This is a genomic window from Chryseolinea serpens (assembly GCF_900129725.1).
Taxonomy (GTDB): domain Bacteria; phylum Bacteroidota; class Bacteroidia; order Cytophagales; family Cyclobacteriaceae; genus Chryseolinea; species Chryseolinea serpens.
Window position 1 is genome coordinate 363,041 of record NZ_FQWQ01000004.1, and the last position, 22,719, is coordinate 385,759.

22 protein-coding genes and 1 other RNA gene are annotated in these 22,719 nt (G+C 52.1%); 15 read left to right on the forward strand and 8 right to left on the reverse strand.

Annotated features, from left to right (window positions below; translation table 11 throughout):
* Positions 1-39 precede the first annotated feature (39 nt).
* Together lhgO and BUB30_RS26000 are read right to left on the reverse strand one after the other, a co-directional pair.
* Positions 40-1,236, reverse strand: a complete 1,197-nt coding sequence (gene lhgO, locus BUB30_RS25995) for an L-2-hydroxyglutarate oxidase (protein WP_073140371.1) — start codon at positions 1,234-1,236, stop codon at positions 40-42.
* A 56-nt stretch (positions 1,237-1,292) separates the two neighbouring features.
* Positions 1,293-2,147, reverse strand: coding sequence for a class II glutamine amidotransferase (locus BUB30_RS26000; protein ID WP_073140374.1), 855 nt, complete (start codon positions 2,145-2,147; stop codon positions 1,293-1,295).
* Positions 2,148-2,451: 304 nt separating this feature from the next.
* Between BUB30_RS26000 and BUB30_RS26005 the strand changes: the two genes are divergently transcribed.
* Positions 2,452-2,955: a YfiR family protein gene (locus BUB30_RS26005; RefSeq protein WP_073140376.1), complete on the forward strand. Its 504-nt coding sequence runs from the start codon at positions 2,452-2,454 to the stop codon at positions 2,953-2,955.
* Between the two features lie 8 nt (positions 2,956-2,963).
* A complete protein-coding gene (locus tag BUB30_RS26010) occupies positions 2,964-4,907 on the forward strand; it encodes a GAF domain-containing protein (RefSeq protein ID WP_073140379.1) in 1,944 nt (647 codons plus the stop codon).
* Between the two features lie 81 nt (positions 4,908-4,988).
* Here the strand turns inward: BUB30_RS26010 and BUB30_RS26015 are convergent, their stop codons facing one another.
* The 4 genes from BUB30_RS26015 to BUB30_RS26030 all read right to left on the reverse strand — a co-directional run bounded on the left by BUB30_RS26015 (position 4,989) and on the right by BUB30_RS26030 (position 6,967).
* Entirely contained in the window at positions 4,989-5,696 is a 708-nt protein-coding gene (locus tag BUB30_RS26015) for a cell division ATP-binding protein FtsE (protein WP_073140382.1), read from the reverse strand.
* Between the two features lie 69 nt (positions 5,697-5,765).
* Positions 5,766-6,422: a fructose-6-phosphate aldolase gene (fsa, locus tag BUB30_RS26020; protein ID WP_073140385.1), complete on the reverse strand. Its 657-nt coding sequence runs from the start codon at positions 6,420-6,422 to the stop codon at positions 5,766-5,768.
* A 141-nt stretch (positions 6,423-6,563) separates the two neighbouring features.
* An RNA gene (ffs, locus tag BUB30_RS26025) (signal recognition particle sRNA small type) lies at positions 6,564-6,658 on the reverse strand.
* 66 nt (positions 6,659-6,724) lie between these two features.
* Complete coding sequence (locus BUB30_RS26030; RefSeq protein ID WP_073140388.1) at positions 6,725-6,967, reverse strand: hypothetical protein; 243 nt, start codon at positions 6,965-6,967, stop codon at positions 6,725-6,727.
* Positions 6,968-6,985: 18 nt separating this feature from the next.
* Between BUB30_RS26030 and BUB30_RS26035 the strand changes: the two genes are divergently transcribed.
* The 3 genes from BUB30_RS26035 (at position 6,986) to BUB30_RS26045 (ending at position 9,281) form a co-directional block, all read left to right on the forward strand.
* Positions 6,986-7,537: a GNAT family N-acetyltransferase gene (locus tag BUB30_RS26035; RefSeq protein ID WP_073140391.1), complete on the forward strand. Its 552-nt coding sequence runs from the start codon at positions 6,986-6,988 to the stop codon at positions 7,535-7,537.
* 87 nt (positions 7,538-7,624) lie between these two features.
* Positions 7,625-8,236 carry an RNA polymerase sigma factor gene (locus tag BUB30_RS26040; protein ID WP_073140393.1) on the forward strand — a complete coding sequence of 204 codons (612 nt, stop codon included), beginning with the start codon at positions 7,625-7,627 and terminating at the stop codon, positions 8,234-8,236.
* Between the two features lie 223 nt (positions 8,237-8,459).
* On the forward strand, positions 8,460-9,281 hold the full coding sequence (locus BUB30_RS26045; protein WP_073140396.1) for a mechanosensitive ion channel family protein: 822 nt from the start codon (positions 8,460-8,462) through the stop codon (positions 9,279-9,281).
* On the opposite strand, the gene BUB30_RS26050 is transcribed toward BUB30_RS26045, so the two are convergent.
* A complete protein-coding gene (locus tag BUB30_RS26050; protein WP_073140399.1) occupies positions 9,278-9,832 on the reverse strand; it encodes a beta/alpha barrel domain-containing protein in 555 nt (184 codons plus the stop codon). The two genes, BUB30_RS26045 and BUB30_RS26050, sit on opposite strands and share 4 nt — an antisense overlap.
* Positions 9,833-9,913: 81 nt before the next feature.
* Here BUB30_RS26050 and BUB30_RS26055 point away from each other — a divergent pair, with 81 nt between their 5' ends.
* The 8 genes from BUB30_RS26055 (at position 9,914) to BUB30_RS26090 (ending at position 20,166) form a co-directional block, all read left to right on the forward strand.
* Positions 9,914-10,606 carry a hypothetical protein gene (locus BUB30_RS26055; RefSeq protein ID WP_143165090.1) on the forward strand — a complete coding sequence of 231 codons (693 nt, stop codon included), beginning with the start codon at positions 9,914-9,916 and terminating at the stop codon, positions 10,604-10,606.
* On the forward strand, positions 10,593-12,212 hold the full coding sequence (locus BUB30_RS26060; protein WP_084138407.1) for a S8 family serine peptidase: 1,620 nt from the start codon (positions 10,593-10,595) through the stop codon (positions 12,210-12,212). The genes BUB30_RS26055 and BUB30_RS26060 overlap by 14 nt, the downstream gene beginning before the upstream one ends.
* Before the next feature lie 68 nt (positions 12,213-12,280).
* Positions 12,281-12,937, forward strand: a complete 657-nt coding sequence (gene rpe, locus BUB30_RS26065; protein WP_073140407.1) for a ribulose-phosphate 3-epimerase — start codon at positions 12,281-12,283, stop codon at positions 12,935-12,937.
* Between the two features lie 89 nt (positions 12,938-13,026).
* The gene (locus BUB30_RS26070) at positions 13,027-13,602 is read left to right on the forward strand and encodes a penicillin-binding protein activator LpoB (protein ID WP_073140410.1); all 576 of its coding nucleotides are present in this window, start codon (positions 13,027-13,029) and stop codon (positions 13,600-13,602) included.
* Complete coding sequence (locus BUB30_RS26075; protein WP_073140413.1) at positions 13,599-15,002, forward strand: COG3014 family protein; 1,404 nt, start codon at positions 13,599-13,601, stop codon at positions 15,000-15,002. Before BUB30_RS26070 ends, BUB30_RS26075 begins: the two co-directional genes overlap by 4 nt.
* 267 nt (positions 15,003-15,269) lie before the next feature.
* The gene (locus BUB30_RS26080) at positions 15,270-16,241 is read left to right on the forward strand and encodes a hypothetical protein (protein WP_073140416.1); all 972 of its coding nucleotides are present in this window, start codon (positions 15,270-15,272) and stop codon (positions 16,239-16,241) included.
* Positions 16,242-16,399: 158 nt separating this feature from the next.
* A complete protein-coding gene (gene gyrA / locus BUB30_RS26085; RefSeq protein WP_073140419.1) occupies positions 16,400-18,955 on the forward strand; it encodes a DNA gyrase subunit A in 2,556 nt (851 codons plus the stop codon).
* 26 nt (positions 18,956-18,981) lie between these two features.
* Complete coding sequence (locus BUB30_RS26090) at positions 18,982-20,166, forward strand: tetratricopeptide repeat protein (RefSeq protein WP_084138408.1); 1,185 nt, start codon at positions 18,982-18,984, stop codon at positions 20,164-20,166.
* A gap of 83 nt (positions 20,167-20,249) precedes the next feature.
* On the opposite strand, the gene BUB30_RS26095 is transcribed toward BUB30_RS26090, so the two are convergent.
* The gene (locus BUB30_RS26095; protein WP_073140425.1) at positions 20,250-21,299 is read right to left on the reverse strand and encodes a ferredoxin--NADP reductase; all 1,050 of its coding nucleotides are present in this window, start codon (positions 21,297-21,299) and stop codon (positions 20,250-20,252) included.
* A 183-nt stretch (positions 21,300-21,482) separates the two neighbouring features.
* Between BUB30_RS26095 and BUB30_RS34920 the strand changes: the two genes are divergently transcribed.
* Positions 21,483-21,830: a hypothetical protein gene (locus BUB30_RS34920; protein ID WP_143165091.1), complete on the forward strand. Its 348-nt coding sequence runs from the start codon at positions 21,483-21,485 to the stop codon at positions 21,828-21,830.
* Positions 21,831-21,934: 104 nt separating this feature from the next.
* Positions 21,935-22,579, forward strand: coding sequence for a DedA family protein (locus tag BUB30_RS26105; protein ID WP_073140431.1), 645 nt, complete (start codon positions 21,935-21,937; stop codon positions 22,577-22,579).
* The last annotated feature ends 140 nt before the right edge of the window (positions 22,580-22,719 follow it).

The following is a 22,719-nucleotide window of genomic DNA, read 5'->3' on the forward strand; positions in this document are numbered from 1 at the left end:
GTGAAGAAATTCACGGCTTTTTTTGTTTGTACTAAAAATTTAAAACCGGCTCTGTGCCCACTTTGCCACCGTCTCCCCAATGGCCAGCGACGATGTGGCAGCGGGGGAGGGTGCGTTGCAGACGTTGATCACCTGCTTGTCCTCCAGGATCAGGAAGTCGTCCAATAGCCCACCCGTTCGGTCGCAGGCCTGGGCCCGAACACCGGCGCCGCCTTCGATGAGATCTTCTTCGCGAATTTCGGGCATCAATTTTTGCAGGGCCTTGGTGAAGGCCGCTTTGGAATAGGAACGCTGCATTTCGCCAAGGCCTGTGCGCCAATATTTGCCAACCACCTTCCGGAATCCTGGCCATGCCAGCGTTTCGGCCAGTTCCGAAAAATTGACGGTCGATTTTTTATACCCTTCCCGGGCAAAAGCCAGCACCGCATTTGGTCCGCACTCTACGCCGCCACCCACCATGGTGGTGAAGTGCACGCCCAAAAAAGGAAAATTCGGGTCGGGCACCGGATAGATGAGCGTCTTTACCAGGTATTCTTTTTCTTTTTTTAGTTTGTAATATTCGCCCCGGAAAGGAATGATCTTCACATCTACTTTCGAGGAGGTGAGTTTTGCGATCTTGTCGGAATAAAGTCCGGCGCAGTTCACCATCAGCTTGCCCGTGTAGCTGGCTTTTTGCGTAACCACCACCACTTTGTCATTCCCCATCTGAACGTCGAGCACTTTCTCTCCAAGCCGCAGCTCGCCGCCCCGTTCCTGGAAAACCTGGGCGTATTTTTCGGCCACCACGCGATAGTCGACAATGCCGGTTTGCGGCACGTGGATGCCCGCGATGCCGGCCACGTGGGGTTCGTAGTGTCTCAGTTCGTCGGCATTCAGCATCTTCAGGTTGGCCAGCCCGTTCTGTTGCCCACGGTCGAAGATATTTTTCAGGTAGGGGAGTTCGGTTTCGCTGGTGGCCACGATCACCTTGCCGCACAGTTCGAACGGGATCTCGTGTTGGCGGCAAAAGTCGATCAGCAGGTGATAGCCGCGAATACAGTTCGTGGCCTTCAGGCTGCCGGGCTTATAATAAATACCCGAATGGATCACATTGCTGTTGTTGCCCGTCTGGTGGTTGGCCACCACGGTTTCTTTTTCGATGACCACCACCTTCAAAGCCGGTGATCCGCTCTTCAATTGCAAGGCCGTGGCCAGGCCAACAGCACCGCCACCTACAATGATAACGTCGTATTGCACGTACTTTTTTTTCGCGAAGCTAAGGATAAATTTAGTGGCGGTAAAATGCGCTCCGCTCAGGCTTTAATGGGGATGATGCGTACCGTGAGGGTTGGGTCCACCACGACAAAATGATTTTCGGGAATGAGGGTCCACGAGGCATCGTCGGTTAGTTTTTCGGACACCACCAGCACAGCGTGGTCGTCGTCTTCCGGTGCCACCATCTGGCTGATGCCGTCTTCCACCACGTAGCGGCTGCCTTCGGAATGGTACAAGGTGAGCGGGGGTTCCCCGGGACTGGTGTTGTAGCGTGTGCCCACCGTGAACAGCCCGTTGGTGACGACCATGTTCAGATAGGCGGCCTCTTCGATGCCATTCTCGGCCATGAGCTTCTTCAGGGTCATGAACGTGTGTTCGAAGGCGTCGATGACCGCCTCGGGGCTGATGGTTTTGTGGTGATCGAACAGGTAGTTCAGGAAATAGGCGAAGAGGTGTTCCGAGTCGGTTTGGCCTTTGATCCAGTTGTACAACTCGTCGCTCAGGGGTTCGCGAAGCTTTCGCTTGATGCGCGCAAAGTTCTCCACGCCGCCGTTGTGCATCATGAGCAGGTTCTTGTACTGGAACGGGTGGCAGTTGGACTCCGACACTTCGCCCACGCTGGCGGCCCGCACGTGCGCCACAAAACAGTGCGCGCGGATTTTTGGGGCAAGGTTGCGCAGGTTTCGGTTGCTCCAGGCAGGGCTCACCGACACGAACGTGACGGGTTCGGCGTACACTTCGGGAACATACCAGCCAATACCAAAACCGTCGCCATTAAGTGGCTCCTCCAGTTCGCGGGCGTTGATGCTTTGGTTGACGAGAGAGTTTTTGGGTTGATACAGCAGCTTGTCAATGACAATGGGCGTGCCCAGGTAGGCCATGAGTCGACACATATTTTTTCAAGGGTGTTATGGTAAGGAAAAGATACGGGTTTACCGTCAATAAAAAATCAGGGCCGTTTCCGTGTAGCGTTGCCGCGGTTTGCTAACTTAGCTTATCCGTGGCCGGCTTGGGTCGGAGCAGATACGCGGGAATACGCTGTGTGCCCGGAGCATAAAAGCCCTTGAAAAGCATAAAAACTGTCGAAACGATGACAATCCTTACCCGATGTCAGAAAAGCCCTAAATTGAACACATTTTGCGTTCGAAGCGGGTATATTTTTGCATGCTCTTCAAAGAAACAGTATAATTACCGATCATGAGAAAAGTCCCCTTTATTGTGCTTTTTCTGGCTGTAAGTTCTCTTCCGGCTTTTTCACAGAATTACAAAATGCACTCCGTCTTCATCTATAGCTTCACCCGCTATGTGCAATGGCCGGATGCCTACAATCAGGGCGACTTCGAAATCTTGGTGTTGGGCGATTCTCCCATCATCGCCGAATTGAAAGCACTGGCCTCCGCCAAAAAAGTAGGCGACCGCAACATCAAGGTCACCAAGATCAAGAGTCCGGCCGAAATCAAAAAGTGCAACATGTTGTTTGTTCCCGCCGACCACGCCGCCCAGATCACCGAAGTGATGGACAAGGTTAACTCACAACCCATCCTCATCGTCACCGAAGAGCAAGGTCTTGGTGCCAAGGGAAGCAATATTAATTTTATTGTGAAAGACGGTAAACTGGCGTTCGAACTGAACCAGGCCACCGTCAACAAGCAAGGACTCAAGGTCAGCAACGAATTAACCCGCCTCGCGATATTGATCTAACTCAACTTATGGAAGAAACACAAAAGAAGAAGTCACGACTTCGACTCACCATCGGGAATAAAATACTCGCTGGTTTTCTAGCACTTATAGCCCTGTTTATTGTTATCGTGGTGATCGTTATCTGGAAAGGCGATGTCATCGATAACGTTGTGAATAGCTCCAGTAAAAACTACCGCCCCTCACAATCGGCCATCAAGGATTTCGGCACCATGGTCATCCGCTCCAAAATGCTCGTGACCAACTGGGTGTATCTCCAAACCAATGCCGACGACAAGAATGCTTTGCGCCAATTGCAAGACTACGACTACCCGGCGCTCAAACAAAAGATCACCGAGCTGAAAAGCACCTGGGAAAGCGATAGCCAGAAGCAGTGGATGGACACCATCTTCCTCAAGTTCGACACCCTGCTCAACGTGCAGAAAGAGTCGATCATGGCAAACCTCCAGTCGTTTGAAAACTACGAAGATCCGCTCACCAAGCTGCTGGCGGAAGACGCCATCGAAAGCCAGGTGATCCCCCGCACCACCGACCTGCTCGCCCGCATCAACCGCGTGGCCGCCAAGCAAGACCAGGTGACGGCCCTGTCCGACAGCGACATCAAAGATTCGATCAAGAGCCTGAGAAACTACACGCTCTTTCTGGGAACCAGTATTATCATCCTTGGGTTGTTCAGCGCGTTCTTCTTGCGCAGGGCCATTACCAAGCCCGTCAACTTCCTGAAAAATGTGGTCGTCAAACTCGGCAAAGGCGAGTTGGTGGAAGAGAAGCAAACCAACTTCAGCAACGATGAGATCGGCGACATGGCCATCGCCATGGATAACCTGGTGACCGGTTTGAAAGCCACCAGTCTCTTTGCGGAAAATATCGGTAACGGAAATTATCAGACCGAATTCAAACCCCTTAGCGAACACGACGTACTCGGCAACGCGCTGATCAACATGCGCAACAACCTGTCGAAGGTGGCCGAAGACGATAAGAAACGAAATTGGGCAACGGAAGGGATGGCCAAGTTTGGCGAGATCCTCCGCACCAACACCAACGACCTCGGCAAGCTCTCCGACGAAATTGTGGGCAACCTGGTGAAATACCTCAAAGCCAACCAAGGCGCCCTCTACATCATCGACGATGTCGATGACAACGAAGAGCCCACCATGTCGATGAAGGCGTGCTATGCCTGGGATAAAAAGAAATTCCTCAACCACAAGATCTACCGTGGCGAAGGCCTGGCCGGTCAGGCGTGGCAGGAAGGCGACATGGTCTACCTGACCGAAGTCCCTCAAAACTATATCAAGATCGTTTCCGGGTTGGGCGACGCCAATCCCACCAGTGTGCTCATCGTGCCGCTGAAAGTGAACGACCAGATCTTCGGCGTCGTGGAGATTGCGTCCTTCAACATCTTCCACGATTTTGAAATGGAATTTGTACAAAAGATCGCCGAGACCATCGCGTCCACGATCTCGACTGTGAAGATCAACGCCCGCACGCAACGCCTCCTGGAAGAGTCACAGGAAATGACCGAGCAGATGCGCGCCCAGGAAGAGGAGATGCGCCAGAACATGGAAGAACTCCAGGCTACGCAGGAGGAAATGCAACGCAGCCAGGCGGAGACCGACAGCACGTTGTCGGCCATCCATGGATCACTGTCTGTGGCCGACTACAGCATCGACGGCACCCTTACCAAAGTGAACAGCAACTTCCTCGACTTGTTTGGCTATACGCAAGACGACGTGATGGGCGAACACCACCGCGTCTTCGCCACCAAGGACGACAAGAACAGCGACGAGTATCGTCAATTCTGGAAAGACCTTGCTGCCGGCTACCCGAAGAAGGGAACCTTCAAACGGATCAACCGGAAAGGAGAGATTGTCAACGTGCGCTCCAGCTTCTCGTCCATCAAAAACCGTTCGGGTGAAGTGGTGAAGGTGATGGAGATCACGTACGAATTGAAATAGAACATCAGGATATTCCGATAAAAGAAAACCCCGCAGCATCCTGCGGGGTTTTTCTTTTTTGAAAGTTCGTATTCCGTGGGATCAGAATTCGGTCATCAGTTCAAAAGGCGCCTCAGCCGAATCCATCACTTTTCCTTCTTCACACTTGAGAACCCGCGCCGGGAATTTTTTGATCAGCCCGTAGCTGTGGGTGGCCATCAGCACCGCCGTTCCGGTTTTGTTGATCTGTTGAAAGATCTTCATAATGCCTCCCGAAACTTCCGGGTCCAGGTTCCCCGTCGGCTCATCGGCCAACAGGATCTGGGGTTCGTTCAGCAGCGCGCGCGCAATCACGACGCGTTGCTGCTCACCACCGGAAAGCTGGTGCGGCATTTTCTTTTCCACCGATCCCAGTCCAACCTGCATCAACACTTCCGAGGTTCGCGCGCGCATCTTCACGTTGTCGCGCCAGCCGGTGGCCTTCATCACGAACATGAGGTTCTCGCCGACACTCCGGTCGTTGAAGAGCTGGAAATCCTGGAAGATGATGCCGAGCCTGCGTCGCAGCAAGGGGACCTCACCGGGTTTTATGCCCCGGATGTTGAAATTGCAAACATCAATGTCCCCCAAACGCAGCGGCAGATCGGCATACAGCGTTTTGAGCAGCGACGATTTGCCGGAGCCCGTGCGGCCCACCAGGTAAACAAACTCACCCTTTTCTATATTAAAAGAGATATTGCCCAGCACCGTATGATGGTCCTGGAAAATGCTGGCGTCGAGCACGCGCACGACCGGGTCGGTAGAGAACATTTCGGTATCCACTTAATTGTAACGTATGGTGGCGGTGATTATTTCAATATACTCCGCCGGGGCAAAAGCTTAGCCGTTGCCTTTCTTATAGTCGGCCAGGAATTTTGCCAGGCCGGCATCAGTGAGCGGATGTTTCAACAGGCCGGTGATCACATTCAGCGGGCAGGTCACCACGTCGGCACCCAACTCGGCGCATTGCAGCAAGTGGATGGTGTGACGGATGGATGCGGCGAGGATCTGGGTTTCAAAGCCGTAGTTGTTATAGATGTTCACGATCTGGGCGATCAGCTCCATGCCATCCTGTCCCACGTCGTCGAGACGGCCAATGAAAGGCGACATATAGGTAGCACCGGCTTTGGCGGCGAGGATGGCCTGGCCTGCGGAGAACACGAGGGTGCAATTGGTCTTGATGCCGTCGCTGCTGAATTTCTTGATGGCTTTCACGCCGTCTTTGATCATGGGGACCTTTACGACGATCTTATCGTCGATCTTCGCCAGTTCGCGACCTTCTTTGATGATGTTGTCAAAATCTGTGGAGATCACTTCGGCGCTAACGTTGTCGTCTACGATCTTGCAAATGGCCTTGTAGTGGGCGCGGATATTTTCTGTGCCGGTGATGCCTTCTTTGGCCATCAGGCTGGGGTTGGTCGTTACGCCGTCCAGGACGCCGAGGTCATAGGCTTCTTTGATTTCGTTCAGATTTGCGGTGTCGATGAAAAATTTCATGTGTATTTATTGGTTTTTACAGTTCGTTACGGTGGCCACAGGTCGGAGGAGGCATACCGTCTTTACGCCTAAAGGTAAGCATGATTTAAGAAATCTGCCGAAAAAAACGGGCGAAAGGCTGGATTGGGATGGGGAGAAAAAAATGGCAAACCGAACATCGCACCGCTACAACCGCCTACCCTTGCTCCCTTCCGGTCCTGGGGGAGTTCAGCAGGAGCTGGTCGTGCCGATTTGCCGGTGCAAAGATACGACGGGCAGTACCTAATTGACAAACAGACGCTGCAAAAATCCCGCGGAAGCGGCTATCCCACTAGCCCTGAGAGATATAAATTAAATTCCATGGCACTGGCCCCCTCGAAACCATCCACTTTCAGATCCTCCAGGATGTCTTCACCGAATTCAAGTTCGCGCCGCTCCACCTTTCCTGACGGAAGCAGCGTGAGTTCCGTTCCCGTCCACTGAATGGGATTGACCTTCACGAGAATGATCATCCCGTCGAATTCTTTCCGGAAATACTGGTGGACGATATTGCTGTCTTTGCCCATTTAGCGTTTCTTTAAACCATGGTTCGACTGGACTTGCCCGAACATTTTCATACGGATCGCCTATCGGTCCGGCGGCTAAGATACGAAGATGCAGAGGAAATTTTTTACGCCTACGCCAGCAAGCCGGAAGCCACCCGCTACATTTCCTGGCCCACCCACGAATCGCTCACCGACACGAAATCCTTTCTCCGCTACGCCGTGGCCGCATGGGACGCCGGAACGGATTATTCCTTTTCCATCCGTTTGAAAGACAGCAACCGCCTTATCGGCAGCTTTGGGGTGATCAATGAAGACGGGAAATTGCAGTTCGGCTACATCTTCAGCCCGTCGCAGTGGGGCAGGGGCTATGCCACCGAAGTGTGCCGTGCCATGATGTTGCTGCTGCGGGATCAATATGGTGTATACCGCATTCAAAGCTTCGTCGACGCCGAGAATGTCGCCTCTGCCCGGGTGCTGGAGAAAAGCGGCCTGGTGGAAGAGGCACGGTTGCCAAATTGGTTCCGTTTTGTCAACCAACGCTACAAAGTGAAGGACTGCATCCATTACAGGTTGCCATTGGATTTGCGCTGAGAAAAATCATTTTTTGCGCATTTCAATCGGTTGTTATCAAATAAATGCTACATTCAGGATAACCAAAACCACCTATGCACGCTGTGTATGTTTGTTAACGCACACACCGATTTACCCAAAGACCCATCCTCCGGTTCCGCCGGAAAAGGACTGATCCTGGACGATCATTACCTATGGCAAAATTTCCGCAAGGACAATGAGCTGGCCTTTTCCATGCTCTACAATAAATACACCCCCAAGCTTTTCAACTATGGCATGCACTATTGCGCCGACCGCGACCTGGTGCTGGACTGCCTGCAAGAACTATTCTCCTCTTTCTGGGCAAAGCGTAAAACCCTGCCCGATGTATACTCGATCAGCTCCTACCTCTTCAAATCCTTCCGTCGACTGTTGTTGAAGAAGTTGAATTGGCGCAGGCGATTCCTGATCTCATTGGATGCGAATTCACGGCACAGCTTCGAGATCACACTACCCTTTGAACATACCCTCGAGCAGCAGGAACTGGAGACCGAGCGCAGCGAAATGCTAAAGCGTAACTTGCAAAAGCTCACCCGCCGCCAACGCGAAGCGCTCTTCCTGAAATTCTACAACGACCTGAACTATGCCGACATCGCGTCCATCATGGAACTGCAGGTGGATTCGGTGTACAACATCATATCCAAAGCATTGGACAGCCTCCGGCAGGAAATGAAAGGCTGATCACTGGAAAGTTACTCCTCATAAAGAAATTTTCTCATCCCATCCCAAACGGGTTCACTTTCTCGTCAACATGCTTGAGAACAAGCAACGACAAATGAAATTGACTGGGGTTTAATGGTTATTCCCGGAGCCATTCATAGCCTTTCGATGAAAGCTCGGCCCGTCTGAGGAGGCTAAATAGACCACGATGTGGTATTTTTAGTGAACACAAAACCCTCTCGTTATGGAACAAGTAAACACCTACACCAAAGCCCTCACGGATTGGATCATCGTCTTTGGCCCCAAAGTATTGGGTGCATTGCTCGTTTTTATCATTGGTCTCTACGTCACCAACTGGCTCTCGCGCGTCATCGGGAAGTCCATGAACCGACGCCATTTCGACGTGTCGCTGCAGTCGTTTCTTAGCAGCATGGTAAGCGTGGGATTAAAGATTCTGTTGTTGGTGACCGTTGCCGGTATGCTGGGTATTCAGACCACATCGTTTGTGGCGTTGATCGGTGCCTTGGGCCTTGCTGTAGGCCTGGCGTTGCAAGGTTCGCTCGCTAACTTCGCAGGCGGCGTTCTTATTCTCGTGTTCAAGCCCTTCAAGGTGGGCGACATCATCGAAACCCAGGGACAAACGGGCGTAGTCATGGAGATCCAGATCTTCAACACCATCTTGTTAACCGGCGAAAACAAGACGGTGATCCTCGCCAATGGAGCGGTCTCTAATGGCACTATCGTCAACCATTCCAAACATGGAACCCTTCGCGTGGACATCACCGTGGGCATTTCACCGGATAACGACATGCAAAAAGTGCGTCAGGTCGTCGAAAGCACCATGATCGCAAATGCTCATGTATTGAAGGATCCCAAACCGACGGTCAATATCCTGAAAGTAGCCGACGGCATGGTGACACTCGCCGTGAGGCCCTATGCGGAGACCGGTCATTATTGGGACGTGTATTTTGAGCTACAGGAAACGCTGAAGACGGCATTTGAAAAGAACGCCATTGCGGCGCCGCTGCATACTTACGTGGTGGTGAACAAAACGCAGACGGCCTAATCTGCGTCCAGTTCCTCGAGGATCGCAGCCAGGGCATCGAAATCTTTCAACCCGGGTCTGATCTCGGCGCTGCCATTCAAGGCGATGCCTTTCATGATGGGATCGTGGAGGGCACGCTCCAGGTCTTCTTTGGTTTCTATGGCAAGCAATGAAGGATAAGGAGAGGCCACCGCCGTGTCGTATCGCTGAAGCAGGTAGGACGGCTGCAGGGAAGCCTGCGTGGGCACATTTCCCGGGTCGACCCGGAGAATAAAAGCCAAGGGGAGGGCATCGAACAATTTGAGCTCAGCAGGGGACAACTCTACGTAATCGGGTTTATAGTCCTCCAGGATCCGCTCCAGGTCCTCCTTCCGGCGAAGGCCATAGATCTCGGCCACCACCGAAGGTCCTGTCACCCATCCCCGGATTTCCTGGTAAAGTTTTGGCTCCATATAATGCGGTGTCCCTTCGACAACCGAAAACCCCAACAGGTCCACCCCCATTCCTGCAAAATAGCGGGCATCGCTCAGGTTGGTGATGTTTCCGGCTTTTACTAACGTTTTAAGCGGCATAGTTTTAATGCTGGATAAAAAATAACTTTGTACCCAATTACGTTCAAAGGTGTGCCGGGATTAAAGAAAAACCAATTATCGGTGAAGCATTTTTTAAGATTCTTATGTGCCCTGGTGGTGTTGGCGGCCGTTTCCTGTTCTTCTGATGAGGTGCGCAAGACCGACCCTGGCATGGACTTTTTCCCCCTTCAAAAAGGCCGCTACCAGGTCTATGACGTCAACGAGATAAAATACACATTGGGCGTACCCGAAACCCTTGCCTACGAATTGAAGATCCAGGTGGTGGATTCATTTGCCGTCCAGGAAGGTTACACGTATGTCACCTATCGCTACAAACGCGCTGCGGGACAAACCGCCTGGACCTATATGGACACCTGGTCATCGACATTGGATGACCGGCAGGCCGTGCAAAGCGAAGCGAACACGTCGTATCTCAAACTTAAATTTCCATTGAAAGAGGGGAGCACCTGGAATGGCAACCTGTATAACAACGGAACGGCAGAAGATTATCTGCTCCAGGACGTTGGCCAATCCCAAACCTTCAATCAAAAAACGTTCGATAACTGCGTCACTGTGAAGCAGAGTGACAACGAGGATTTTATTGTCTTCCTGGACAAGCGAAAAGAGGTTTATGCCAAAAACGTTGGCCTTGTCTACAAAGAAACCACGCAGCTCCATTACTGCACCGATACCAACGAGGGCTGCCTCGGACAACAAGTCGTGAACGAAGGGATCATCTACACCCAAACGATAAAAGAACATGGGTTGGAATAGGTTGATCATCTTGCTGGCATTCACGTTCATTTCCGCTGCGGCCACCGCACAGGTGAATCGCTACATGGTGTTCTTCAAAGACAAAGCCGGTACTTCCTACAGCACCAACGCCCCCAAAGCCTTTCTCTCACAACGCGCCATCGATCGCCGGATCCAACAAGGCATCGCCGTGGTGGAGCAAGATCTCCCAGTGAACTCCACCTATGTTCAAAGCGTCGCTGCCACCGGCGCGTCCGTATTTTTCTCCACGCGCTGGATGAATGGCGTGTTGGTGCAATGCGATGTTTCCCTGCTGGCCACCGTGCAAGCCTTGTCTTTCATTGACCACGTTGAACAGGTTGCCCCAAACGCCAGGTTGACCAATGGCCGCAAAAAAAACAACAAGGCTGTGAAAGCCCAGGAAGCGCCGGCCAAAACACAGGCGCAACTGCAGTTGATAGGACTCGACGAAATGCAAGCGGCCGGCTATAAAGGTGAGAACATGCTGGTGGCCATTTTCGATGGTGGCTTTCCAGGGGTGAACACGGCCGCACCCTTTCACCACATTATCCAGGAGAACCGCATCGACCTGGTGGCTTCGCGTGATTTTGTCGGCAACACCGACAATGTGTTTCAGTACGACGAACACGGCACCGAAGTGTTCTCCGTCATCGCCGCCAATCAGGACGGTGTGTTCACCGGGGGATCCTATGAGGCAAACTACCAGCTCTACGTCACCGAAGATACCGACAGCGAATACCGCATCGAAGAATACAACTGGCTTTTCGCCGCCGAGCGTGCGGATAGCGCTGGCGTTGATATCGTCAACTCTTCTTTAGGCTATTACGACTTCGACGACGCCACGATGAACTATGCCAAAAAGGCCTTGGACGGAAAGACCACCGTGATCTCGCAAGCAGCCCAATGGGCGGCAGACCGCGGCATGGTCATCGTGTGCAGCGCGGGCAACGAAGGTGCCACGGCATGGCAGCTCATTACCGCTCCGGCCGACGCAAAAGATGTGTTGGCCGTAGCCAATGTCACCAGCGGGGGTACGCGCGCGGCCTCCAGTTCCATGGGCCCTTCGGCCGATGGGCGGATAAAACCCGATGTGGCCGCCATGGGAGTGAGCACCAGCATCATCCGGCCCGATGGCACCACCAGCATTGCCACCGGCACGTCAGTGTCGGCCCCCCTCATCACCAGCCTGGTCGCCGGGGTGTGGGAGCGGTACCCGAAACTGAGCAACAAGGAGGTGATCGACGTCATCCGCAAGACAGCATCCCAAGCCAAGAATCCCGACAATCTTTTGGGTTACGGCATCCCCAATTTCAAAGCGGTGGTCAACTACATCGAGCAGACGCCCCAAGAGGATACGTTTGATGTATTTCCCAATCCAGTCAATCACGATACCCTGACCATTCGCCCGTTCGATCCCAACCAGGTGGCCACCTGTCAGCTCGAGCTTTTGTCGGCACAAGGGTCGGTCGTGTTTCAGGGCGAAACCACATTCTCGTGGCTGAACCGTGCCTACACCGTCAACCTTGCCCCCGTGTCGTCGGGGTATTATTTTCTGCGGGTGACGTGGGGCGACAAACGGTTCACCTATAAGCTCATAAAAATATAAGGCCCCGGACGCCGGGAGCGTGTAGAAGATAGAACTTTACGCTTATTTTTGGGGCAGAACAACGCACCATGCAAACTCCGGTAATCGCTCCCTCCATACTCGCCGCCGACTTCGGCAACCTCGAACGCGAGGTAAAAATGATCAACGACAGCCAGGCCGACTGGATTCACGTGGACATTATGGACGGGGTTTTTGTGCCCAACTTTTCCATGGGGCTGCCCGTGGTGGAGGCGGTGAAACGCCACGCCAAAAAACCACTGGATGTTCATTTGATGATCGTCAATCCCGACCACTACCTGGCCGCGTTTTGCAAGGCCGGCGCGCATAGCATTTCCGTGCACGTGGAGGCTTGCCAGCACTTGCACAGCACCATCCAGCAGATCAAAGCGTTGGGTTGCAAAGCCGGCGTGGCCATCAACCCGCACACCCCGGTGATACAGTTGGAAAACATCATTGCCGACATCGACCTGGTTTGTGTCATGTCGGTGAACCCTGGTTTCGGGGGGCAGAAATTCATCGAGCACACCTATCGCAAGGTGGAGAAACTCAAAAAGATGATCCTCGATGCCAACGCCACCGCCCTCATTGAAATAGACGGTGGTGTGAATCAGCAAAATGCGAAGCCGCTGCTGGATGCGGGGGCCGACGTGCTGGTGGCCGGAAACTTTGTGTTCAGCGCCGCCAACCCCATGGATGTGATCGCCCGGTTGAAGGCCACACATTAATTTTACCGCCCGGGAAGGATGAAAAAACTTTCACGGAACATTCTGCGTATCTTCGGCAAGATTCTTGTTTTCCTCTATCAAATTTCCGTATGAAGAAGCCTTTTGCGATCATTCTGCTGGCCACCTTGTTTTCCTGTCAGCAAAGTGTAACCCGCGTGGCCCCCGACACCCAAATCGATCTCAGCGGCCGCTGGAACGATTCCGATTCCCGGCTGGTAGCCGACAAGATGATCTCCGAACTCATGACGTCGGAACGATTCAAGGAGTACGCCAAAGAAAAAGGACGTAAGCCCGCCATCGTTGTGGGCCTGATCCGCAACAAAACCAGCGAGCACATCGACGCCGACACCTACATCAAAAAACTGGAAGTAGCCATCTATAACTCCAACGTGGCCGAAGTGGTGGAGTCGGAAGAATTTCGTGACAAGCTGCGCCAGGAGCGCGCCCAGCAGCAAGACTTTGCCGACCCGGCCACCGTGGCCCAATGGGGCAAGGAGATCGGCGCCAACCTCATGCTCTTCGGGGAAATGACCTCCGAAACAGACACCAGCAACAAAAAGCGCGTCGTCAACTACATCACAACGCTCTACCTCACCGACATCGAGACGGGCAAGCGGGTGTGGTACGGACAGCAGGAGATCAAGAAATTTGTGAAGAACGGATGAGCACCGCGAAGTCGTTACGGCTTGCCCTTTTTACTTTCGCGCTGATCACACTGCAGGCGTGTGCCACCTACTATCAGCAACACCTCGACTTCAACTACGAATTTGAACACGGCGATCTGCAACAGGCACTCAACGCCCTGAAGAACAGCGAAGCCGAAAGCAAATCGAGATTTCTTTTTTTTGCGAACAAAGGGCTGCTCCTCTCGGTCCTGGGAGACTACGAAGAGAGCAATGCCTTTCTGGAAAAAGCTTTTCTTTTTGGAGAAGACTATCGCATCAACTATTTCAACGAGGGCGTTTCCTATTTCACCAACCCCAACTTCACCGTCTATCGCGGCGAGGACCATGAACACCTGATGGTCTTGTATTTCAAAGCGATCAACTATTTGAAAATGAATCAGCCACAGGATGCGCTGGTGGAGTGCCGCCGTCTTAACATCCGGTTGAACCAACTCACGGATAAATATTCTTCGCCAGAGAAACTGCAACGCGACGCGTTCATTCACACGCTGATGGGGATTATCTATCAGTCGACCAAGGATTACAACAATGCCTTCATCGCCTACCGGAACGCGCTGGATGTCTATGAGAACGAGTACGCAAAAATGTTTCACATGAGCGTGCCGGAACAATTGAAAATAGACCTGGTGAACACCGCCTACTGGACCGGCTTCATGGAGGAGTTTGAAAATTATAAGACCAAATTCGGCATGCAGGACTATACCCCCGTTCAACCCGATGCCGAACTGGTATTTTTCTGGCACAACGGACTGGCTCCTGTAAAGACGGAATGGGGCATCAACTTTGTGATTGCGCCGGGCCCGGGCAACACGATGCTATTCACCAACGAGTCTATGGGCATGGTCTTTTCGTTTCCGGTGGAAGAAGAAAACGATCGCCGCGGTTTGGCGGCTCTGCAGTTCTATCGCGTGATGTTCCCGCGATACGTGGAACGCCCCTTGTATTTTCAAACCGCCAACCTGGAAGCCAATGGCGCCGAATATCCGTTGCAACTGGCCGAGAACGTGAGTAAAGTAGCTTTCCAAAGCCTGCGACAGCGCATGTTGCAGGAGTTTGCCAAGGGATTGCTGCGGGCCGCGCTGAAGAAAGTGACCGAACAAAGCTTGCGGAAAAAAGACGAAGGCCTGGGGGCGTTGCTGGGCGTGGTGAACGCCGCCACCGAAAAAGCCGATACGCGCAACTGGCAAACTTTGCCGCACAGCATTTTTTACTCGCGCATCCCGCTGGTATCCGGAGAGAAAAACGAAGTGAAGCTAAAGCTGCTGCCGGGCGAGGGGAGTGGCACCGACTATTCGTTCACCTACCAGCCACAAAAAGGAAGGACACTATTTCACACATTCTCGTCGTTAGAATCGTTGGCGCCGAGCTATAGTTTTTAGGGTAGACAGGATGAAATTCATGGGGACTTATTGCAGGATGAATCGCAACACACCGCACTTCACCGACATTCCGGTTTCAAATTTCGCGCCGTGCGGCCCGGCAATAGGATGATTCCAGAATTTGACGTACCTTTAAAACCCAATGGCCAGATTATGAACGGCTTACATTTTTTAACTTTGGAAGCATAAACCGGTTTTTTTCTGAGACGTTTTACCGCAATAGTCGCGCTTGTTGTCGTTTGCCTGGCTACCCTGCCGGAAAAGGCGTTGGCGCAATACGAAAGTGAAAGCGATGCCTCGATTCCCCTGGAAAATTTCTACATCAAACGGCAGGGCATCGGCGCATTCCGCAAGATCCTGAGCAAGGTCACCTTTGGCCTTAGCACCGGGTATGGCAACACCACGTTCAAGCACGACCTGAAGGGCTATGGCATTTTACAGAACCCGGATTCCATGCCCAAGCTCTTTAAGCCCGCCAGTGTTGGGGCCGGCTATACCGATTGGGTAAACAAGGTGACGGCTACGGGCAACACCGTGCAGCCCGGATCTTTCCAGGTGAACTCTGACACCACCAAGCTTGGGTTTAAAGGCAAATCGTTTAGCATCCCGATAAAAGCTACGCTCCACGTGGAGTTCGACCGCTACCGGATCGGCGGCGGCTATTCCATCGAGTACATGCACATGGGCACCTTCAAGCCCACGAGCTATGGCGACAAGATCAATTCTTTCAATACCGATTTCTCGAGCTTTTTCCTGAAGAAGTATTTCGGGATGATCGGCGGTTCCGTGTACCGCTACAACGAATACCTGCTGGTGGTCGATGCCAACATCGGAGGCTACAGCATGGGCAAGAACTTCGACAAGAGCCTGATTCAGAAAGGGGTCTACATGAACGTCGGCGTGGCGGTGGAACGCGAGATGTCGGAATATTTCCGCGTGTTCGTGCGCCCGTCATACGAGGTGAAGAGCTATAAGATGAACGTTCCCGAAGGGGGTGATGCCATCACGCACAAGTTCAACGCGTTCTACATCAACGTGGGAGCGACCTATCGCATCCCTGAATTGCGCCGGTGTTTTTTGAAGAGTTGCCACGCGCAGATGAACCATGCCCATGGCAACCGCGAGTATCGCAGTCGCAGGCATCCCATCTACAAAAAACAAGACCCGCACTACGGCGAAAACTATCCGAATCTCATCAAGTACAAAGGGCGAAACAAGAAGAAGTTGAGCCCGTATTGAGGCCTCACAGACCAACCCAAACCAACCGGTTTGGAACGGAAAAACCGTTGGAAAAAACACGATAAACTATTTGTGATTAGCCCTGAATAAACTGTGAATTTTATTATCTTGCACAGCTTTAAAAAGAGCCCCTTTTGAGCTAAAAACAAAGATTTTACATGGCAGAAGAGAGTGGTGGCCTACCCCCGGAAAGGCAAAGTATAATTCCCATCAACATTGAAGATGAAATGCGCGGCGCGTACATCGACTATTCGATGTCCGTCATCATTTCACGCGCCTTGCCCGACGTTCGCGACGGTCTGAAACCCGTGCACCGCAGGGTGCTCTACGGGATGCAGGAGCTGGGTGTGAACTACAACAAACCCTACAAGAAATCCGCCCGTATCGTGGGGGAGGTTTTGGGTAAGTATCACCCGCACGGTGATTCCTCGGTATACGACACCATGGTGCGTATGGCCCAGGATTGGTCACTGCGCTACACCCTGGTGGACGGTCAAGGAAACTTCGGTTCCATCGACGGCGACTTCCCCGCTGCCATGCGTTACACCGAAGCCCGCCTCAAACGCATTGCCGAGGAATTGTTGGCCGACATCAACAAAGATACGGTCGACTTCCAATCCAACTTCGACGACTCGCTCACCGAGCCTACCGTGTTGCCCGGCAAGTTTCCGAACCTGCTGGTGAACGGTTCGTCCGGTATTGCCGTGGGCATGGCCACCAACATGGCCCCCCACAACCTCACGGAAGTCATCAACGGCACGATGGCCTACATCGATAACAACGAGATCTCCATACCGGAGCTCATGCAGTATATCACCGCTCCCGATTTTCCGACAGGAGCCATCATCTACGGTCACTCCGGCATTCAGGAAGCATACCTGACCGGTCGCGGCCGTATCGTGGTGCGGTCCAAAGCCGAGATCGTCACATCGCCTACCGGCAAAGACCAGATCGTGGTGACCGAGATCCCCTACATGGTGAACAAGGCCATGATGATCGAGAAAACGGCCGCCCTCATCAACGAGAAGAAGATCGAAGGCATCTCCGACCTCCGCGACGAATCCGATCGCGAAGGATACCGCGTGGTATACGATCTGAAACGGGATGCTATTCCCAACATCGTTCTCAATAACCTTTTCAAATACACCCAACTCCAGTCTGCTTTCAGCGTGAACAACGTCGCCCTTGTAAAGGGACGTCCGATGACACTGAACCTGAAGGACCTCATCAAGTATTTCGTAGAACACCGTCACGAAGTGGTGGTGCGCCGCACGAAATTCGAGTTAGCGGAAGCAGAGAAGCGCGCCCACATCCTCGAAGGCTACCTCATCGCCCTCGACAACCTGGACGAAGTGATCTCTTTGATCCGCAATTCCAAAGATCCGGAAACGGCGCGCGAAGGATTGATCACACGTTTCAGCCTCAGCGAAATTCAGGCGAAAGCCATTCTCGACATGCGCTTGCAACGCCTCACCGGCCTGGAGCGCGACAAGATCCTGGAAGAATACAAAGAAGTGAAAGCGCTCATCGACCGCTTGAACGAGATCCTCAACAGCGAGCCTTTGCGGATGCAGATCATCAAAGACGAGCTAACCGAATTGAAAGAGCGTTACGGCGATGCGCGTCGCACGCAAGTGGTGATCAATGAAGACGACATTTCGTTTGAGGACATGATCCCCAATGAAGAAATGCTCATCACCATTTCCAACCAGGGCTACATCAAGCGCACGTCATTGTCGGAGTATCGCACGCAGGGTAGGGGTGGCGTTGGATCGCGCGGTGCCGCTACCAAGGAAGACGATTTTACCGAACACTTGTTCATCGCGCAAGCGCATAATTACCTGCTCATTTTTACCGACATGGGCAAAGTGTATTGGAAAAAAGCCTACGAAATTCCGGAAGGCACCAAGACGTCGAAGGGACGCGCCGTACAAAACCTCATCAACATCGAGCCGGGTGACATGGTGCGCGCGGTCATCAACGTGAAGAACCTCACGGACGAGGAGTACATCAACAACAACTTTGTAATTCTTTGCACCGAAAACGGGACCATTAAAAAGACCTCGCTCGAGGCCTACTCCAGACCTCGCCAGGGCGGTATCACGGCCATCTCCATCCACGAAGGTGATCGTCTTTTAAATGCCTCATTGACAAACGGAAAGAATCACATCATTATAGCGAAAAGTGAGGGCAAGGCTGTTCACTTCAACGAAAACGATGTGCGCCCCATGGGCCGGACGGCTGCCGGGGTGAGAGCGGTCACGTTGGAGTCGGCCACCGACAAAGTGATCGGCATGGTTTGTATAAGCCGGGAAGATGCTAATTTGCTGGTGGTTTCCGAGAACGGCTACGGCAAGCGCTCCCTCATCGACGACTATCGCATCACGAAACGCGGAGGAAAGGGCGTGAAGACCCTCAACATCACGGACAAAACTGGCAAGCTTGTTGCCATCAAGGAAGTGGGAGATGATGATGAACTGATGATTATCAACCGTTCGGGCATCACCATACGCATCAAAGTAGGCGAGCTCCGCATTATGGGCCGCGCTACGCAAGGTGTAAGGTTGATCAAGCTCAACGAAGATGATCGCATCTCTTCGGTCGAGAAAATCCAGAAGATCGAGGAGGTAGCTTCAGCGGGAGAAACGGGTTTGGATGAAACCACACCTGATGCCCCAACATTGGAAGACACACCACCACCCCCTAATGAATAAATAGTACCATAAACCCTACGTTAAAAATGAAACGAATAACACTCTTACTGTTAATGCTGGCGACCGCATCGGTGTTTGCACAAAAGCCCGTGAAACCCAACCTTAACAAGGTGCTGTCCTCCTTCAAAGAGGGCAAACTGGACGAAGCCAAAACCATGGTCGACGCGGCAACTACCTACGAAAAAACCATGAACGACCCCAAGACCTACTATTATAAAGGTCTCGTGTATGCCGCGTTGGATACCACGTCAAACGAAGCTTTCAAAGCCCTCGACCCCAATGCTTTTGAAGCCGCTCTCGACGCGTTCAAAAAGGGCGATGAAATGAATGGCAAAGGAAAAGAATTCTTCGTGCAGGAAGCCAATGGACTTCCCGTGTTGAAGAGCCAGCAGATCGCGGTTTGGGCCAACGGTTATCTCAACAAAGGAGCCACCCTTTACCAGGAAGAAGACCTGGAAGGCGCATTGAAGAATTTTGAGAAAGTACAAAAGATCACCCCCGGCGATACTACGGCCTATTTCTATGCTGGCTTTGTGTCCAACGCCATGGAGAACTACGACAAGGCTGAATCCAATTTCAAAAAATACATGGAGTTGGGTGGCAAGTCGTCGGATGCGTATTCGGTGATCATCAACATCAACAGCGGCCCCCGGGAAAACAAAGAAGAAGCCCTGCGGCTGGTGCGCGAAGCCAAGGCCAAGTTCCCCAAGAACACCGACTTTCCCAAAGTAGAGATCGGATTGCTCATCGACTTGAAGCGCATCGACGAAGCCAAGTCGGGACTGGAATCTGCTGTGGCGAAAGAACCCAACAACAAGATCCTGCATTTCTATTTGGGCTACGCCAACGCCAACCTGAACAACAATGCCGAGGCAAAGAAAAACTACGAAGAAGCCCTGCGCATCGATCCCAAATATTTTGAAGCTTCCTTCTATTTGGCCAAGCTGATGTACACAGAGGCGGGGAACCTGAAGAAGGAAATGTCCAGCCTCGGTATCTCCGCCGCGGACCGCAAGAAAAAGTTTGAGATCGACAAAGTGCTGGTGGACAAATTGAAGCTTGCCCTGCCGTATTGGGAGAACACCGAAAAACTCAACCCTTCCGACCAGGAAGTGCTGGACGTGCTCTACTCCATCTACAGAGATTTGGGCATGGAAGATCAGACCAAGCGCATCGAAAAACGCTACAAAGAACTTGGTCTCGAGAACTAAGCGACGCGACGTTTTTAAAATAAAAAAGAGAGCCGGTATTCGCCGGCTCTCTTTTTTTGTTCGTTGTAAAAAGAACTTAGCCATCAATGCAGCGGAGGAAAGTCCAGCACCACATCTTCTTGGCCATAGGGGAATCCCACGCAGGTGAGCACTCTGCCGGCGTTCAGTTCTTTGTCGAGTAGCACTTCGTTATAGGAGAGCCAGACCTTTCCCTGCAGGCAAGTGGCCGAACACGTTCCGCATTTGCCGGCTTCACAACTGTAGGGCAACACGATGCCGGCGCGCTTGGCCGTTTCCAAAATGGTGAGTGGATACTGAACATCGATTGTGTATTCTTTTTTGTCGTAGTGAATCGTGACGCGATGGGGCGCCTGGTCGGGAGGAAGTTCCTTCACCACGGGTTTGACCGTGCTGAAATTTTCCTTGCGGATGTTCGCTGCGGGCACGCCCTCCGTGAGCAGTGTGATGGCGATCATTTGCATGTAGTCGTGTGGACCGCAGAGATAGAACAACGCGGTGTCGGGTTCTTCGGGGAGATGTTCCTTCAGATATTGCTGAAGCATGAGTTTGCTCACGCGGGCCTTCATCAGGTTTTGCGCAGAACTGAACAGGAACATGACGGTGAATTGCGGAAACGTTTGTTCCAGCGCCACGAGTTCGCGGTGGAAGATCGTTTGGTCTGCGGCGCGATTGCTGTAGAGCAGAAATACTTTTCGTGAGGGATGATCGTGCAGCAGGGTTTTGATGAGGGGAAGGATCGGGGCAATGCCGCTCCCGGCAGCCAGGAAGAAATAGCGGTGGTAGCCATCGATGTATTCGGGAAGCGTGAAGAAGCCGGTAGCCCCAATGGTGAGCAACGTGTCGCCCACGGTGCAGCGGTCGAACAGGAAGCGCGAGAACTCGCCGTTGTCGATGCGCTTCACGGTGATGGTGAGCGGTTCACCCAAATGGGGATTGGAGGAGATGGAGTAGGAGCGACGTTCCTCCTTGTCGGCCTTGGGGAAGACGAGCGTGAGAAACTGTCCGGGCAGATAGGGGAGCGGCCCGTCGGGGCGGAGCACGAATGATTTGGTGTTGGGGGTTTCCAGCCTTATTTCGGATATGGTCAATGTGATATAGGGAAAATGCGCCATGTAAGGATTTATGTTAACGGTAGGCAAGATAAACCGGGAATGCCATACCTTTTCGCAACATTCGCAAACCCTTTTCATTGCGCAACGCCCTGGAAAGGGAATATTTTCATTGGAATTTGGGTTTTGCTGAAAAATTTTAATTTACATTTGCGACCATTCGCAAAGGTCTTTGACGGCATAGAAATGAACATAACGTTCACGAAATCGAGGAGAATATCAGGAGTGGTTTTTGAGGCCGTATTGATGACGTGTATCATCGGCTATTTGCGCACGGGCACTCGTCTCACCCCTCCTAAATCTGACCATTTGCTATCGTTTAGCCCGATTTCATCCAAGGCTATCGTGATGCGCAAGGCCGCAGACACTGGAGCAAGAGTGGTATCCTTCGCGAAAGGAACGCTCAGTGCAGGGGATGTTTTTGCCCAGCCTGTAGAATTTTTCAACACTGCGATCGCCGGGAGCCCGGCGTTTTTCGCCAACACTTTTCAGTGCAACATCTTCTATGTGTTCATCACAGCTAACGCTCCTTAGGTAAGGCCGTTTTCTTTTTTCTGAGAGTTCTTTTCAGAATGTTTCAAATAACTTTTTATTACACGATATTACGCTTTCATATCATTTGAATATGAACTTAAACCATGCTTGCAGCCGCCTTATCTTTTAGAGATTTATTGAACCCGGAGATGGTTATCCACTATGGAGGACTCGCTCTTTTGCTGGCCATCATCTTCGCGGAGACCGGATTATTCTTTGGTTTTTTTCTGCCCGGAGACTCCCTTCTTTTTGCCGCCGGGCTGCTTTGTGAATCAAAATACTTAAGCACACCTGTTGTCATTTTAATTCCATTGCTTATTTTGGCGGCCGTCCTGGGCTCGACCGTGGGCTATGGATTTGGGCGATGGGCCAAACACTACCTGGAGCGGCGCAAAGAGAATTTTTTCTACAAGAAGAAATACATCGAAATGACGGAGACCTTTTACCAAAAGTACGGTATGATGGCCTTTGTCTTAGGTAGATTCCTCCCCATCGTCAGAACCTTTGTGACCATACTGGCCGGCATGTCCCGTATCGATTTCAAAAAGTTCTGGATCTATAATTTACTGGGTGCATCCGCCTGGATCGTGACTATGGTTTTGGCTGGATACTTGTTGGGTAACGCTTTCCCCGGACTCATCGACCACCTGGAGATCATCGTTGTCGCCATGATCCTCGTGTCGGCTATCCCGGTGATCACGGCATTTTTCCGGGCACAACGAAAAATGCTGAAGGAGAAAATGAAGTAAGATATTTGGAGATAGAATTTGAAGATTGAAAGGTGACGTGGAGTGGTGCAGAAAGAAAAAATAAAAAAAACAGCTTGACCCTGTGACTTTCAGGGGGGCAGGCGATTATAGATTTGCTTTGTTACCGGCAAGTCTAAGCA